Below are 13376 nucleotides of genomic sequence, written 5' to 3'. Positions count from 1 at the left end.
GGCTCCGCCCCCTACGGTCTGACCATGGCCGAGACCGGAGCTTCCGCACTGCCCCCGCCGTCCTCGCCGTCCCCGGCGTCCTCGCCCTCACCGGCGTCCTCGCCGTCCCTGGCGTCCTCGCCGTCCCCGGCGTCCTCTCCGCTCTTCCGCGCCGAGCACTTCGTGTGGCTCACCGCGCGCGTGCTGGAGCAGCGGCTGTTCGCGTACCACTTCCTGCACGGCGACGCGGACCCGGTGGAGACCGCGCTGGACGCCTACCGCAACGAGGACGGCGGATACGGGCACGCGCTGGAGCCCGATCTGCGCGGCCCGGTCAGCCAGCCGCTGCACACCGCGCACGCGCTGCGGGTGCTGGACGCGGTGGGGCGCTGCGGCGGGCAGCGCGTGGAGCGCGTGTGCCGCTATCTGACCTCGGTGTCCACCCCGGACGGCGCGCTGCCCGCGGTCCATCCCGGCCAGCGCGGATATCCCGCGGCGCCCTTCGTGCCGGTCGTCGACGACCCGCCCAGCGACCTGCTGGCCACCGGCCCGGTCGTGGGCCTGCTGCACCGCAACGAGGTCTGGCACGCGTGGCTGTTCCGGGCGACCGACTACTGCTGGCGGCGGGTGGAGTCGCTGGAGACGTCCCACCCGTACGAGGTCGAGGCGGCCGTCACCTTCCTGGACTCCGTTCCTGACCGGCCGCGCGCCCTGGCGGCGGCCGAGCGGCTCGGCCGGCTCGTGCGCGAGCAGCGGCTGGCGGCGCTGGAACCCGACTGCCTGGACGCCTGGCCGGTGGCGCCCGGTTACGCATCCGGCGAGCACCACTTCCCGCACGACTACGCCCGGACGCCGGACTCCCTGGCGCGCGCGTGGTTCACCGACGCGGAGATGAACCGCTCCCTGGACTTCCTGGCGCGCCGGCAGCAGAAGGACGGCGGCTGGCCGATCACCTGGCGCCAGTGGGCTCCGGGCGTCGCCCTGGAGGCGCGTCCCCTGGTGACGATCGAGGCCCTGCGCACCCTGAGGGCGTACGGCCGCGCCATCGGCTGAGCCCGGCCGGGGCGGTCCGGCCCGGGTCAGCCGCCCATGGCCCGCACCCCGGCCGTCACCAGCACGGCCGCGCCGACGACGAGCAGGAACGGCGCACGCAGCAGCAGTGCCACGGCGGCGGCCGCGAGGCCGGCCGCCCGCGCGTTCAGCTCGAGCGCGTGGCCGTGGGCGAACGTCTGCTGCGCGGTGAGCGCGGCCAGCAGGGCCACCGGCAGCAGCGCGGCGAGCCGCTTCACCAGGGGCCGCTCCAGCGCGCCCGCCGGGACGAGCAGCCCGGCGAGCTTGACGGCGTAGCAGCCGAGGGCGGTCAGGGCGACCGCGATCCAGACGTTCAACGCTCCTCCTCCCGGCCGCCGTCGCGGGCGCCGTCGCGCACCGCGGCGTCCGCCGGCTCGTCCCGTACGTCGTCATGGGCGGGGCTGTCGTGATCGGCGCCCACGCCGTCACGGACGCCCACGCCGTCACGGACGCCCACGCCGTCACGGACGCCCACGCCGTCACGGACGTGATCGTCCTGGCCGCCGTCGTCGGCCAGGCCCGCGCCGCGGCGGCCCTCCAGGTCACGGTCCGCGCGGCGGCGGCCCTCCAGGTACAGCACGGCCGGAGCGGCGAGGGCGGCCGCCAGCACCGGCACCCCGGCGGGCAGCACGGGCAGCAGACCGAGCCCGAGCAGTACGGCGAGGGCGGCGACGGCCCGCTCGGTGGCCGTCCTCAGCATGGGCGCGAGCAGCGCCAGGAACACCGCGGGCCCGGCCGCGTCCAGCCCCCACGCGTCGGTGTCGCCGAGCGCCTCGGCGCCCAGGGCGCCGAGCAGCGTGGTGAGGTTCCACAGCACGTACAGGGTGAGGCCGGTCACGGTGAAGCCGATGCGCGCGCTGCGCCGGGTGGGCTGGGCGAGCGCCACCGCCGTGGTCTCGTCGATGACCCACTGGGCGGCCAGCGGCCGTACCCGGCGCGGCAGGGCCAGCAACTGCGACAGGCGCAGTCCGTAGAAGGCGTTGCGCACCCCGAGGAAGAAGGCGCCCGCGGCGGCCGTGAGCGGGTTGCCGCCGGCCGCCAGCGCGCCCACGAGCGCGAACTGGGAGGCCCCGGTGAACACCAGCAGGCTCAGCGCGCAGGTCTGCAGGACGGTGAGGCCGCTGCCCGCCGAGGTCACCCCGAAGGCGAACCCGGACAGTCCTACGGCGACTCCGACGCCGAGGGCGTCCCGGACGACGGCGGCGTCCGGCTTCCCGGCACCGCCCGTTCCTTCCCCGCCGTCTCCTCCTCCGTAGGGCCGTATGTCCGCGTGCGCTGTCTGTTCTGCCACGTCCCCAACGGTAGGACGAGCCCCGGCGGCGCGTCTTGTACGTTCTTGCGCTCACGCCGGTACGCCCCCGGGGGCACGCCCACGATCCGGGAGAAGTGGCGGCTGAGGTGGGACTGGTCGGTGAAGCCGACGGCGACGGCGGCCTCGGCCGGCGCGGTGCCCAGGTCCAGCAGGCGCCGGGCCCGGCGCACCCGGGCGTCGGTCAGCCAGGCGTGCGGCGGCATGCCGTACGCGGCCCGGAAGGCCCGCAGCAGCGCGAACGGGCTGACCTCGAGGCCGGCCGCCAGGTTCTCCAGACTCGGCGGGTCGGCCAGCCGCTCCTCCAGCACGGCCCGCGCGCGTGCCGCGACACGCGCCCCCGCCGTGCGCACCGCCCGCTGCGGCAGCGGGCCGCCGTTCAGCCGCAGCAGCCGGGTCACGGCCACCCGCAGCAGCGTGTCGGCGGCCAGCGCGTTGCCCTCGTCGGCGGCCCGCAGCACCTGGTGCACCAGGCGGGCCGCGTACGGATCGTCGAGCACCGGATCGACGAAACCGGGCGTTCCACGCAGGGCCGTGGTCTCCGCGGCGATCCCGGCCACCAGATCCGGCGCCGGGTACACCGCCCCGTACCGCCAGCCCTCGGGCACCCCCGCCCGCCCCGTGTGCGGTGTCTCCGGGTTGACCAGGGCGAGCGTCCCCGGCCCCGCGTACTGGTCGGACCCGCCGTGGTGGAAGACCTCGACGCCCTCCGCGATGGCGGCGATCACGAAGTGCTCGTGAGTGTGCCGGACGAACGCCTTGCGGACGTAGCGGGCGCGCAGAAGATCGACACCGGGCAGTTCCTCGTACCGCCAGTGCCGCGCCCGCTCCTCGCCGGATTCCGCCATACGCCCATTCTCCGCCGCCGTCGGCGCAGGCCGGGCCGGGGCCCCGGTCACAGCAGTGCGTCACAGGCAGTGCCTCACAGGCAGTGCCTCACAGGCAGTGCCTCACAGGCAGTGCGTCACAGCAGTGGATCACAGCGGAGAAAGCGCAGGCCGGCCGCTATGTCAGTGGCCGGGTGCAGGATGGACGCATGGTCAGCGACGCTCACCCGGCCCTCGGCGGCTTCTCCCCCGCGACCCGCGGCTGGTTCACGGGGGCCTTCCCCGCGCCCACCGCCGCCCAGGCGGGCGCGTGGCAGGCCATCGGCGCGGGCTCGGACGTGCTGGTCGTCGCGCCGACGGGCTCGGGCAAGACCCTGGCCGCCTTCCTGGCCGCCCTGGACCAGCTCGCCTCCACCCCGCCCCCGGCCGATCCGAAGAAGCGCTGCCGGGTGCTGTACGTCTCCCCGCTCAAGGCCCTCGCCGTCGACGTCGAGCGCAACCTGCGCAGCCCGCTGACCGGCATCCGCCAGGAGTCCGTCCGGCTGGGCCTGCCCGAGCCGGAGATCAAGGTGGGCATCCGCTCCGGCGACACCCCGCCGGCCGAGCGCCGTGCCCTGTCCACCCGGCCGCCGGACATCCTGATCACCACCCCCGAGTCGCTGTTCCTGATGCTGACCTCGGCCACGCGCGACGCCCTGACCGGGGTGGAGACGGTGATCCTGGACGAGGTGCACGCCGTGGCGGGCACCAAGCGCGGCGCCCATCTCGCGCTGTCCCTGGAGCGCCTGGACGAGCTGCTGCCCAGGCCCGCCCGGCGCATCGGCCTGTCCGCGACCGTCCGCCCGGTCGACGAGGTCGCCCGCTATCTGTCGCCGCGCGGCAAGGTGGAGATCGTCCAGCCGGAGTCCGGCAAGGAGTTCGACCTGTCGGTGGTCGTCCCGGTCGAGGACCTGGGCGAGCTCGGCGGCTCCCCGGTCGCCGAGGGCGACGGCGCGGCGGAGCGGCCGTCGATCTGGCCGCACGTGGAGGAGCGGATCACCGATCTGGTCCAGGCCCACCGCTCGACGATCGTGTTCGCCAACTCCCGCCGCCTGGCCGAGCGCCTGTGCAACCGGCTCAACGAGATCGCCTACGAGCGGGCGACCGGGGAGTCCCTGGACGAGCACCACTCCCCCGCCGAGCTGATGGGCGGCTCCGGGGCGGCGCACGGCGCCCCGCCGGTGATCGCCCGGGCGCACCACGGCTCGGTCTCCAAGGAGCAGCGCGCCCTGGTCGAGGAGGACCTGAAGGCGGGCCGGCTGCCCGCGGTCGTCGCCACCTCCAGCCTCGAGCTGGGCATCGACATGGGCGCGGTGGACCTCGTGGTGCAGGTCGAGTCCCCGCCGTCGGTGGCCTCCGGTCTGCAGCGCGTCGGCCGCGCCGGACACCAGGTCGGCGCGGTCTCCACGGGCGTGGTCTTCCCCAAGTACCGCGGCGATCTGGTGCAGGCGGCGGTGGTCACCGAGCGGATGCGCACCGGCGCCATCGAGGCCCTGAAGGTGCCCGCCAACCCGCTCGACGTCCTCGCCCAGCAGCTCGTCGCCATGACGGCGATGGACACCTGGCAGTTCGACGACCTGCTCGCGGCGGTCCGCCGGGCGGCCCCGTTCGCCTCCCTGCCGGAGTCGGCGTTCACGGCCGTCCTCGACATGCTCGCCGGCCGCTACCCCTCCGACGCGTTCGCGGAGCTGCGTCCGCGTGTCGTGTGGGACCGCGTGACGGGCACGGTCACCGGCCGCCCCGGCGCGCAGCGTCTGGCCGTCACCTCCGGCGGCACCATCCCCGACCGCGGCCTGTTCGGGGTGTTCCTCGCCGGCTCCGATCCGAAGAAGGGCGGCGGCCGGGTCGGCGAGCTGGACGAGGAGATGGTCTACGAGTCGCGGGTCGGCGACGTGTTCACCCTGGGCACGAGCTCCTGGCGCATCGAGGACATCACCCGCGACCGGGTCCTGGTCTCCCCCGCGCCGGGTGTGCCGGGGCGGCTGCCGTTCTGGAAGGGCGACCAGCTGGGCCGCCCGCTGGAACTGGGGCGGGCGGTGGGCGCCTTCCTGCGCGAGGTCTCCGCCCTGTCCAGGGAGGACGCCCGGCTCAGGCTGCTCACCGCCGGTCTCGACGCGTGGGCCGCGGACAACGTCCTGTCCTACCTGGACGAGCAGCGCGAGGCCTGCGGTCACGTCCCCGACGACCGGACGATCGTGGTGGAGCGGTTCCGCGACGAGCTGGGCGACTGGCGGGTCGTGGTGCACTCGCCCTTCGGGGCCCAGGTGCACGCCCCGTGGGCGCTGGCCCTGGGCGCCCGCCTGTCCGAGCGGTACGGCATGGACGCGCAGGTCATGCACGCCGACGACGGCATCGTGCTGCGCCTGCCGGACGCCGACCTGATGGGCCTGGACCTGCTCGACCAGGAGCCCGCGAAAGGGGGCCTGGAGTACGACGCCGAGCAGGCGCCCGTGGGCGCGGCGGACGTCGCCTTCGACAAGGGCGAGGTCGACCAGATCGTCACCGACCAGGTCGGCGGCTCGGCCCTGTTCGCCTCCAGGTTCCGCGAGTGCGCGGCCCGGGCGCTGCTGCTGCCGCGCCGCAATCCGGGCAGGCGCACCCCGCTGTGGCAGCAGCGCCAGCGCGCGGCGCAGCTGCTGCAGGTGGCGAGCGAGTTCGGGTCGTTCCCCATCGTGCTGGAGGCGGTCCGCGAATGCCTCCAGGACGTCTTCGACGTCCCGGGCCTGGTCGAGCTGATGGGCGACATCGAGTCCCGCCGGGTGCGCCTGGTCGAGGTGACCACCCCCGAGCCGTCCCCCTTCGCCCGCTCCCTGCTCTTCGGGTACGTCGCCCAGTTCCTGTACGAGGGCGACTCGCCGCTCGCCGAGCGCCGCGCCGCCGCCCTGTCCCTGGACTCGCGGCTGCTGGCCGAGCTGCTGGGCCAGGCGGAGCTGCGCGAGCTGCTGGACGCGGAGGTGCTGACCGAGCTGGAGCGGGAGCTGCAGTGGCTGACCGAGGACCGCCGCGTCAAGGACGTGGAGGGCGTCGCGGACGTGCTGCGGATGCTCGGCCCGCTCACCGACGCGGAGCTGGCCGAGCGGGGGGCCGAGCCGGGCTGGGCCGAGGAACTGGCCCGGGCCCGCCGGGCCATCCGGGTCCGCATCGCCGGGGCCGACCACTGGGCGGCGATCGAGGACGCGGGCCGGCTGCGGGACGCGCTCGGCACCGCGCTGCCGGTGGGTGTCCCGGAGGCGTTCACCGAACCGGTGAAGGACCCGCTGGGCGACCTCCTCGCCCGCTACGCCCGCACCCACGGCCCGTTCACCACGGCCGCCGCCGCGGCCCGCTTCGGCCTGGGCGTGGCGGTGACCGAGGGCGCGCTGCAGCGGCTCGCCGCGAGCGGCCGGGTCGTACAGGGCGAGTTCCACCCCGCGGGCAGCGGCCAGGAGTGGTGCGACGCGGCGGTCCTGCGCCGGCTGCGGCGCCGTTCCCTGGCCGCGCTGCGGCACGAGCTGGAGCCGGTGCCGCCGGCCGCTCTGGCGCAGTTCCTGCCCCAGTGGCAGCACATCGGCAGGGGGCACAACCTGCGCGGGATCGACGGACTGGTGCGCGCCGTCGAGCAGTTGCAGGGCGCGTCCGTGCCGGCGTCGGCGCTGGAGAAGCTGGTCCTGCCGTCCCGGGTGACGGACTACACGCCGGCTATGCTCGACGAACTCACCGCCGCGGGAGAGGTGGTGTGGGCGGGCGCGGGCGCCCTTCCCGGCAAGGACGGCTGGGTCTCGCTGTACCTGGCGGACGCGGCGCCCCTGCTGCTGCCCTCGCCGCACCCCCTGGAGCTGACGCCGCTTCACCAGTCCGTCCTGGAGGCGCTGTCCGGAGGGTACGGACTGTTCTTCCGTCAGATCGCCGACCGGGTCCGCGCCACCACCCACCCGGAGGCCACCGATCCGCAACTGGCCGACGCGCTGTGGGACCTGGCCTGGTCGGGCCGGCTCACCAACGACACGCTCGCGCCGATGCGCTCCCTGCTGGGTTCGGGCCGCACCGCCGGATCCACGGCGCACCGCGCCAAGCGCGCGGTGCCGCGCGGGCGTTACGGCTCGCTGACGGCCGCCGCGCGCGCCGCCTCCCGCAGCGGCCCGCCGACGGTCGCCGGCCGCTGGTCCCTGCTGCCCGCGCGCGAAACCGACCCCACCGTGCGCGCCCACGCGCTCGCGCGCACTCTCCTCGACCGGCACGGCGTGGTCACCCGGGGCGCGGTGGCCGCGGAGGGAGTCGAGGGCGGTTTCTCGGCGGTGTACCGGGTGCTGTCCGCCTTCGAGGACAGCGGCCAGGCCCGGCGGGGGTACGTGGTGGAGGGGCTGGGCGCCGCCCAGTTCGCGATGGACGGTGCCGTCGACCGCCTGCGCGCGGTGGCGACCGCCCGTGAGCGGGGCGAGGCCCTGCCCGGCGCGGGCCCGGGAGGCGCTGGAGGGGACGGTTTCGGCGCTCCCGGCGGGAGCGGTCCCGGGCGGGCCGACGGGTTCGGGAGCCCCGACGCGTTCGGGCCGGAGCACGGCTTCGGGCCGGAGCACGGCTTCGGGCAGGCGGACGGCTTCGGGCGGGCAGACGCGTTCGGCGTGCCGGACGAGCCCGCTGGGCCCTTCGGCGCCGGCCGGGGTCCCGGTGCCGGGAACGGCGGCGGCTCCGGGAACGGCCGCGGCGCCGGGTTCGGCCCGGGGGACTACGTCTCGCCCCGGGACTACGACTCCCCCGGTCAGGGCGGCCCCCGAGGCGGCGGACAGACCGCGGCGTACGCGTTCCCGTACGGGACCGGCTCCGGTTACGGCGACCGGCGCGGCCGGGCCGTCTCCGACGGCTCACGTGCGGTCGTCCTGGCCGCCGCCGACCCCGCGAACGCCTACGGCGCGGCCCTGCCCTGGCCCGAGCCGCCCACCGACGCGGGCCACAAGCCCGGGCGCAAGGCCGGTTCGCTCGTGGTGCTCGTGGACGGCGAGCTGACCCTCTACATGGAGCGCGGAGGCAAGACGCTGCTGGCCTGGCCCGCCGATCCGGAGGCCGCGGCCCCGGACGACCCGCGCCTGCGGGTGGCCGCCGAGGCGCTCGCCGCGGCCGCCCGCGCCGGCTCCCTGGGCACCGTCACCGTGGAGCGCGTCAACGGCGCCCAGGCGCTGACCTCCCCCATCGGCGCCCTGCTGGAGAGGGCGGGTTTCATCGCGACCCCGCGCGGCCTGCGCCTGCGGGCGTGAGGCGGCCGTGCGTGGGCGCGTGTCACCCTTGACGCATGCCCGAAGGTGACACGGTCTGGCAGGCCGCGAGGCGGTTGCACGACGCCCTCGCGGGCGAGGTGCTGACCCGCAGCGACTTCCGGGTGCCGAAGTACGCCACGGTCGACCTCTCCGGCCGGACCGTGCTGGACACGGTGTCCCGCGGCAAGCACCTGCTCACACGGTTCGAGGGCGGACTGACGCTGCACTCGCACCTGCGGATGGAGGGCGCCTGGAAGGTGTACGGCCACGGCGAGCGCTTCAGGGGCGGTCCCGCCCATCAGATCCGGGCCGTGCTCGCCACCGCGGACCGGGCCGCCGTCGGATACCGCCTCCCGGTGCTCGAGCTGCTGCGCAGCTCCGAGGAGGAGCGGGCCGTCGGCCACCTCGGTCCCGATCTGCTCGGCCCCGACTGGGACCCGGACCTGGCGCTCGCCAATCTGCTCGCCGACCCCGGCCGCCGGCTCGGCGAGGCCCTGCTCGACCAGCGCAATCTCGCGGGCATCGGCAACATCTACAAGAGCGAGCTGTGCTTTCTGCTCGGTGTCACACCGTGGCTGCCCGTCGGCGCGCTGCCCGCCGACCGTGCCGCGAAGCTGCCCGCGCTCGCCAAGAGACTCCTGGAGGTCAACCGCGACCGTGTGGTCCGCAGGACCACGGGCCTGCGCAACCAGGATCTGTTCGTCTACGGGCGGGCGCCCCGGCCCTGTCTGCGCTGCGGCACGTCCGTCCGGGTGGCCGACCAGGGCGACGGTTCGCAGGAGCGGCCCACCTACTGGTGCCCGAGCTGTCAGGCCGGTCCCGCACCGGCACCGGGCTCCCCGCAGAGGTGGCGGGAGCGGTATCACCGTACGCCGAAGTGACGGCCAGTCGGCTCCCCGGGATCACCCCCGTCGGGCGCTTCGGGCGCTTCGGGCGCCTCGGGCATCTCGGGCATGTCGGGCATGACGATCGCCTCGGCCGCATCCGCCGCTTCCGCCGCCACGGCCGCCTCCGTCTGCGAGGCCACCCCCACCGCCGCGTCGCCGCCGCCCGTTCCACCCCGACCCCGCTTGCGCGCCGTCTTCCGGTCCCGGCCCGTACCGCCCGTACCGTCCGTCCCATCCATCCCGTCCGGCACGCAGTGGACGGGAAGCACGCTCAGACCCCAGCCGCCGGCCGCCACCGCCCCCTCCAGCAGCCCGGCGTCCCGCGCCAGCACCAGCCGCAGCACGGCCCACCACCACAGCGCCCCGAGCCCCAGAGCGGCCCCCCAGCGCACCGCCGGCCCCGCCATCGCTCCACCTCCAGACCGACCCAGCCCGACGCTAGAACTCCGCCCTCGCGCGCAGGAGGGCGCACCGGGGCACACGGAGGCGCGCGGCGCACTTCCCGGCGCCGGATCACCCGAACGCGACCCGGCCTCCACCATCACCGCGCGGTACCGCACCGGCAAACGGGACGCAGCGGGCAGGGCGAGGGGACAGGGCGAAGGGCCCGGAAACGCCAAAACCCCGGCCGGGCCCCTCCGGATCCACCGGAGCGGCCCCGGCCGGGGCCTCGCACATCTGGGTCAGTTCACGCGGGCGTGCGGCAGCTCACGCGGCCACCACGTCCACGGCCTCGGCGGGTGCCTTGATGGTCACCCGTTCCGGTGGCACACCCGTCACCGACACGGAGCCCAGCATCGGGCGAACCGGCGCGGGTACCGGATCGGTGGCCGCAGCAGACTGGGCCAGCTCGGCGAGGGCGAGCTCGTCGCTCACTTCCCGCATGAGCTCGGACATCCGTACGTCCAGCGCGTCGCAGATGGCGGAGAGCAGCTCGGAGGAAGCCTCCTTCTGCCCCCGCTCCACCTCGGAGAGATAGCCGAGCGAGACTCGGGCGGACGAGGAGACTTCGCGCAGAGTACGGCCCTGGCGTTGGCGCTGCCGACGCAGCACGTCACCCAGCAGGCGACGGAGCAGAATCATCGGTGGCTCCCTCCTCGGACCGCGTAGCCGCATCCTTCACGCCCCACCGTACCGCCTCGCGCCGCGGCCGTGCGGGGAGCGATGTCGTGTTCACTCAGGGCTGCAAACATCAAAACCCCCCGTTCCGTTCCGTATCCTGTGCCCGCTCATTCCCGGTCTGTTCGCCCGCGATCCGCTCGAGGAGCAGCGCGAGTACGCTCCGTACACTCTCCATACGAATTTCCGCCCGGCCGCCGTTCAACCGCAGTGCGGCGGTTTTCCCGCCGCGCGGGGCGCCGGGCTCCGTTCCTCCGGGCCCGTCCACGGCCACGAAGACCGTGCCCACGGGCTGTCCGTCCTGGGGGTCGGGGCCGGCCACGCCGGTGGTGGCCACGCCCCAGTCGGCGTGCAGCGCCCTACGCACGCCGGCCGCCATCTGGGCGGCGACCTGCGGATCCACCGCTCCCCGCTCGGCCAGCAGGGTGGCGTCGACACCCAGCAGCTCGTGCTTGAGCTCGGTGGCGTAGGCGGTGATCGAGCCCCGGAAGACCTTGGAGGCGCCCGGGACCGAGGTGATCTCCGCCGCGACCAGCCCGCCGGTCAGCGACTCGGCCACGGCGACCGTCTCGCCCCTCACCGTGAGTAGTTGCACGACTTCGGTGGCCGGCGAGGTCACGCCTGCGACTCCTCCAACGCGGCGCGGCGCTCGGCGATTCCCCGCCTGCGCAGCACGATGGCCTGTCTCACATAGTCGAGTCCGGTCACCACGGTCAGGACGACGGCGGCCGCCATCACCCAGAACCGGAGGGTGGCCAGCCAGCCGGTCAGCGCCAGCACGTACATCCCGACGGCGACGCCCTGAGTGAGCGTCTTGAGCTTGCCGCCGCGGCTGGCGGGGATGACGCCGTACCGGATGACGAGGAAACGCAGGAGGGTGATCCCGAGTTCCCGGCCGAGGATCACGGCGGTCACCCACCAGGGCAGATCGCCGAGCCCGGAGAGACAGATCAGCGCCGCCCCCATGATCGCCTTGTCGGCGATGGGGTCGGCGATCTTCCCGAAGTCGGTGACGAGGTTGTAGGTCCGCGCCAGATGCCCGTCGAACAGGTCGGTGATCATGGCGATGGCGAAGGCCGCCCAGGCCAGGGACCGCCACGCGGGGTCGTACCCGCCGTCGGCCAGCATCAGCGCCACGAAGCCGGGCACCAGCAGCAGCCGGAGCATGGTCAGCAGGTTGGCGACGTTCCACACGCTGGCCTGGTTGACGGCCGCGGCCGCGATCTTCCCGCCGCGGGCCGGCCGGCCGCTCTCGCGCTGCGCACCGGGCGCGCCGTCCCGCCGCGCACCGGGTGCGGGCGCGCCGTCGCCGTGGGCGCCGTGAGCCCCGTCCGCGCCGGTACGGCCGGAGGCCGGGACGGCCGCCCCGTTCGCGCCGGAGGAGCCGCCTGCCGCGGATGCCGGGACTCCGGTCATCTGCCTGCCTCCTCACTCCACGCGAGCGAGCCGGTCAGCGGCTCGGCCACCAGGTCGACACCCTCCGTGCCGACCACCTTCGCCTCGACCATACGGCCGACGCCCAGTCCCTCGCCGCCCCTGAGCAGCACCTGGCCGTCCGTCTCCGGGGCCTGGTGCTCGGCGCGGCCCTGGGCGCCCTCCTCGGCGTCCACGGACTCCACCAGCACGTGCACCGTCTCGCCCAGGCGCTCCTCGGCGCGCTGGGAGACGAGTTCGTCGGCCAGCCGGGAGACGCGCGCCAGCCGGGCGGCGACCACGTCCTCGTCCAGCTTGCCGTCGTAGGTCGCCGCCTCGGTGCCCTCCTCGTCGGAGTACCCGAAGACACCGATGGCGTCCAGCCGCGCGCCGTTCAGGAAGCGCTCCAGCTCGGCCAGGTCGGCCTCGGTCTCGCCGGGGAAGCCGACGATGAAGTTGGAGCGCACCCCGGCCTGCGGGGCCTTGGTGCGGATGGTCTCGAGCAGTTCCAGGAAGCGGTCGGTGTCGCCGAAGCGGCGCATCGCGCGCAGCACGCCGGGCGCGGAGTGCTGGAAGGAGAGGTCGAAGTAGGGGGCGACCTTCGGGGTGGAGGTCAGCACGTCGATCAGCCCGGGGCGCATCTCGGCCGGCTGGAGGTAGCTGACGCGGACACGCTCGATCCCGTCGACGCCCGCGAGCTCGGGCAGCAGCGACTCCAGCAGGCGGATGTCGCCGAGGTCCTTGCCGTAGGAGGTGTTGTTCTCGGAGACCAGCATCACCTCCTTGACGCCCTGCTCGGCCAGCCAGCGGGTCTCGTTCAGCACGTCGGCCGGGCGGCGGGAGATGAAGGAGCCGCGGAAGGAGGGGATGGCGCAGAAGGAGCAGCGCCGGTCGCAGCCGGAGGCGAGCTTGACCGAGGCGACCGGGGCGCCGTCCAGGCGGCGGCGCAGGGGCGCGCGCGGCCCGGAGACCGGGGCGACGCCCTCGGGCAGGTCCGCGGGGCCGTGGCCGGGGATCGCCACCTCGGTGCCCGCCTGCTGCCGCTCGGCCGGGCTGATGGGAAGCAGCTTGCGACGGTCGCGGGGGGTGTGGGCGGCGTGGACGCCGCCGCTCAGGATCGTCCGCAGGCGGTCGGAGATGTCCGCGTAGTCGTCGAAACCGAGCACGCCGTCGGCCTCGGGCAGCGCCTCGGCGAGTTCCTTGCCGTACCGCTCGGCCATGCAGCCGACCGCGACGACGGCCTGGGTTCTGCCGTGGTCCTTGAGGTCGTTGGCCTCCAGGAGGGCGTCGACGGAGTCCTTCTTGGCGGCCTCCACGAAGCCACAGGTGTTGACCACGGCGACGTCCGCGTCCGCGGCGTCCTCCACGAGCTGCCAGCCGTCCGCCTCCAAACGGCCTGCGAGCTCCTCCGAGTCCACCTCGTTGCGGGCGCAGCCAAGAGTGACGAGTGCGACGGTACGGCGTTCAGGCATGGGCTCAAGACTACTTTGTTCCTCGCGCCCCG

At 74.9% G+C, this 13376-nt stretch carries 11 protein-coding genes; 3 read left to right on the top strand and 8 right to left on the bottom strand.

Going from position 1 to position 13376, the window contains the following annotated elements:
• Nucleotides 1-24: 24 nt before the first annotated feature.
• The gene (locus ACI2LW_RS15210; protein ID WP_404731649.1) at nucleotides 25-1032 is read left to right on the top strand and encodes a hypothetical protein; all 1008 of its coding nucleotides are present in this window, start codon (nucleotides 25-27) and stop codon (nucleotides 1030-1032) included.
• 26 nt (nucleotides 1033-1058) lie between these two features.
• On the opposite strand, the gene ACI2LW_RS15205 is transcribed toward ACI2LW_RS15210, so the two are convergent.
• The 3 genes from ACI2LW_RS15205 to ACI2LW_RS15195 are packed head-to-tail and all read right to left on the bottom strand — an operon-like array spanning nucleotide 1059 to nucleotide 3207.
• A complete protein-coding gene (locus tag ACI2LW_RS15205) occupies nucleotides 1059-1367 on the bottom strand; it encodes an AzlD domain-containing protein (protein ID WP_404731648.1) in 309 nt (102 codons plus the stop codon).
• On the bottom strand, nucleotides 1364-2314 hold the full coding sequence (locus ACI2LW_RS15200; protein WP_404731770.1) for an AzlC family ABC transporter permease: 951 nt from the start codon (nucleotides 2312-2314) through the stop codon (nucleotides 1364-1366). The genes ACI2LW_RS15205 and ACI2LW_RS15200 overlap by 4 nt, the downstream gene beginning before the upstream one ends.
• The gene (locus tag ACI2LW_RS15195; RefSeq protein WP_404731647.1) at nucleotides 2212-3207 is read right to left on the bottom strand and encodes an AraC family transcriptional regulator; all 996 of its coding nucleotides are present in this window, start codon (nucleotides 3205-3207) and stop codon (nucleotides 2212-2214) included. Before ACI2LW_RS15195 ends, ACI2LW_RS15200 begins: the two co-directional genes overlap by 103 nt.
• A gap of 188 nt (nucleotides 3208-3395) precedes the next feature.
• On the opposite strand from ACI2LW_RS15195, the gene ACI2LW_RS15190 reads away from it, so the two are divergent.
• Both ACI2LW_RS15190 and ACI2LW_RS15185 read left to right on the top strand, forming a co-directional pair.
• Nucleotides 3396-8453, top strand: coding sequence for an ATP-dependent helicase (locus ACI2LW_RS15190; protein ID WP_404731646.1), 5058 nt, complete (start codon nucleotides 3396-3398; stop codon nucleotides 8451-8453).
• 35 nt (nucleotides 8454-8488) lie between these two features.
• Nucleotides 8489-9334 carry an Fpg/Nei family DNA glycosylase gene (locus ACI2LW_RS15185; RefSeq protein WP_404731645.1) on the top strand — a complete coding sequence of 282 codons (846 nt, stop codon included), beginning with the start codon at nucleotides 8489-8491 and terminating at the stop codon, nucleotides 9332-9334.
• Here ACI2LW_RS15185 and ACI2LW_RS15180 read toward each other — a convergent pair.
• The 5 genes from ACI2LW_RS15180 to rimO all read right to left on the bottom strand — a co-directional run bounded on the left by ACI2LW_RS15180 (nucleotide 9316) and on the right by rimO (nucleotide 13344).
• Nucleotides 9316-9747, bottom strand: coding sequence for a hypothetical protein (locus ACI2LW_RS15180; RefSeq protein WP_404731644.1), 432 nt, complete (start codon nucleotides 9745-9747; stop codon nucleotides 9316-9318). The genes ACI2LW_RS15185 and ACI2LW_RS15180 overlap by 19 nt on opposite strands.
• Nucleotides 9748-10048: 301 nt before the next feature.
• Nucleotides 10049-10423, bottom strand: a complete 375-nt coding sequence (locus tag ACI2LW_RS15175; RefSeq protein WP_129306211.1) for a helix-turn-helix domain-containing protein — start codon at nucleotides 10421-10423, stop codon at nucleotides 10049-10051.
• A 109-nt stretch (nucleotides 10424-10532) separates the two neighbouring features.
• Nucleotides 10533-11078, bottom strand: coding sequence for a CinA family protein (locus ACI2LW_RS15170; RefSeq protein WP_404731643.1), 546 nt, complete (start codon nucleotides 11076-11078; stop codon nucleotides 10533-10535).
• A complete protein-coding gene (gene pgsA / locus ACI2LW_RS15165; RefSeq protein ID WP_404731642.1) occupies nucleotides 11075-11875 on the bottom strand; it encodes a CDP-diacylglycerol--glycerol-3-phosphate 3-phosphatidyltransferase in 801 nt (266 codons plus the stop codon). Before pgsA ends, ACI2LW_RS15170 begins: the two co-directional genes overlap by 4 nt.
• Nucleotides 11872-13344 (bottom strand): 30S ribosomal protein S12 methylthiotransferase RimO, encoded by a 1473-nt coding sequence (rimO, locus tag ACI2LW_RS15160; protein ID WP_404731641.1) that lies wholly within the window; start codon nucleotides 13342-13344, stop codon nucleotides 11872-11874. The genes pgsA and rimO overlap by 4 nt, the downstream gene beginning before the upstream one ends.
• Nucleotides 13345-13376 lie beyond the last annotated feature (32 nt).

Source organism: Streptomyces sp. NPDC004065, assembly GCF_044903565.1.
In the GTDB taxonomy this organism is placed as follows: domain Bacteria; phylum Actinomycetota; class Actinomycetes; order Streptomycetales; family Streptomycetaceae; genus Streptomyces.
Note: the sequence above shows the minus strand (reverse complement) of the source record. Positions and strands in the feature narration are given on the sequence as shown.

Coding starts and splice junctions, on each gene's coding strand:
- ACI2LW_RS15180 (WP_404731644.1), bottom strand. CDS start 9,747: ATGGCGGGGCCGGCGGTGCGCTGGGGGGCCGCTCTGGGGCTCGGGGCG.
- ACI2LW_RS15175 (WP_129306211.1), bottom strand. CDS start 10,423: ATGATTCTGCTCCGTCGCCTGCTGGGTGACGTGCTGCGTCGGCAGCGC.
- ACI2LW_RS15195 (WP_404731647.1), bottom strand. CDS start 3,207: ATGGCGGAATCCGGCGAGGAGCGGGCGCGGCACTGGCGGTACGAGGAA.
- ACI2LW_RS15190 (WP_404731646.1), top strand. CDS start 3,396: ATGGTCAGCGACGCTCACCCGGCCCTCGGCGGCTTCTCCCCCGCGACC.
- ACI2LW_RS15185 (WP_404731645.1), top strand. CDS start 8,489: ATGCCCGAAGGTGACACGGTCTGGCAGGCCGCGAGGCGGTTGCACGAC.
- pgsA (WP_404731642.1), bottom strand. CDS start 11,875: ATGACCGGAGTCCCGGCATCCGCGGCAGGCGGCTCCTCCGGCGCGAAC.
- rimO (WP_404731641.1), bottom strand. CDS start 13,344: ATGCCTGAACGCCGTACCGTCGCACTCGTCACTCTTGGCTGCGCCCGC.
- ACI2LW_RS15210 (WP_404731649.1), top strand. CDS start 25: ATGGCCGAGACCGGAGCTTCCGCACTGCCCCCGCCGTCCTCGCCGTCC.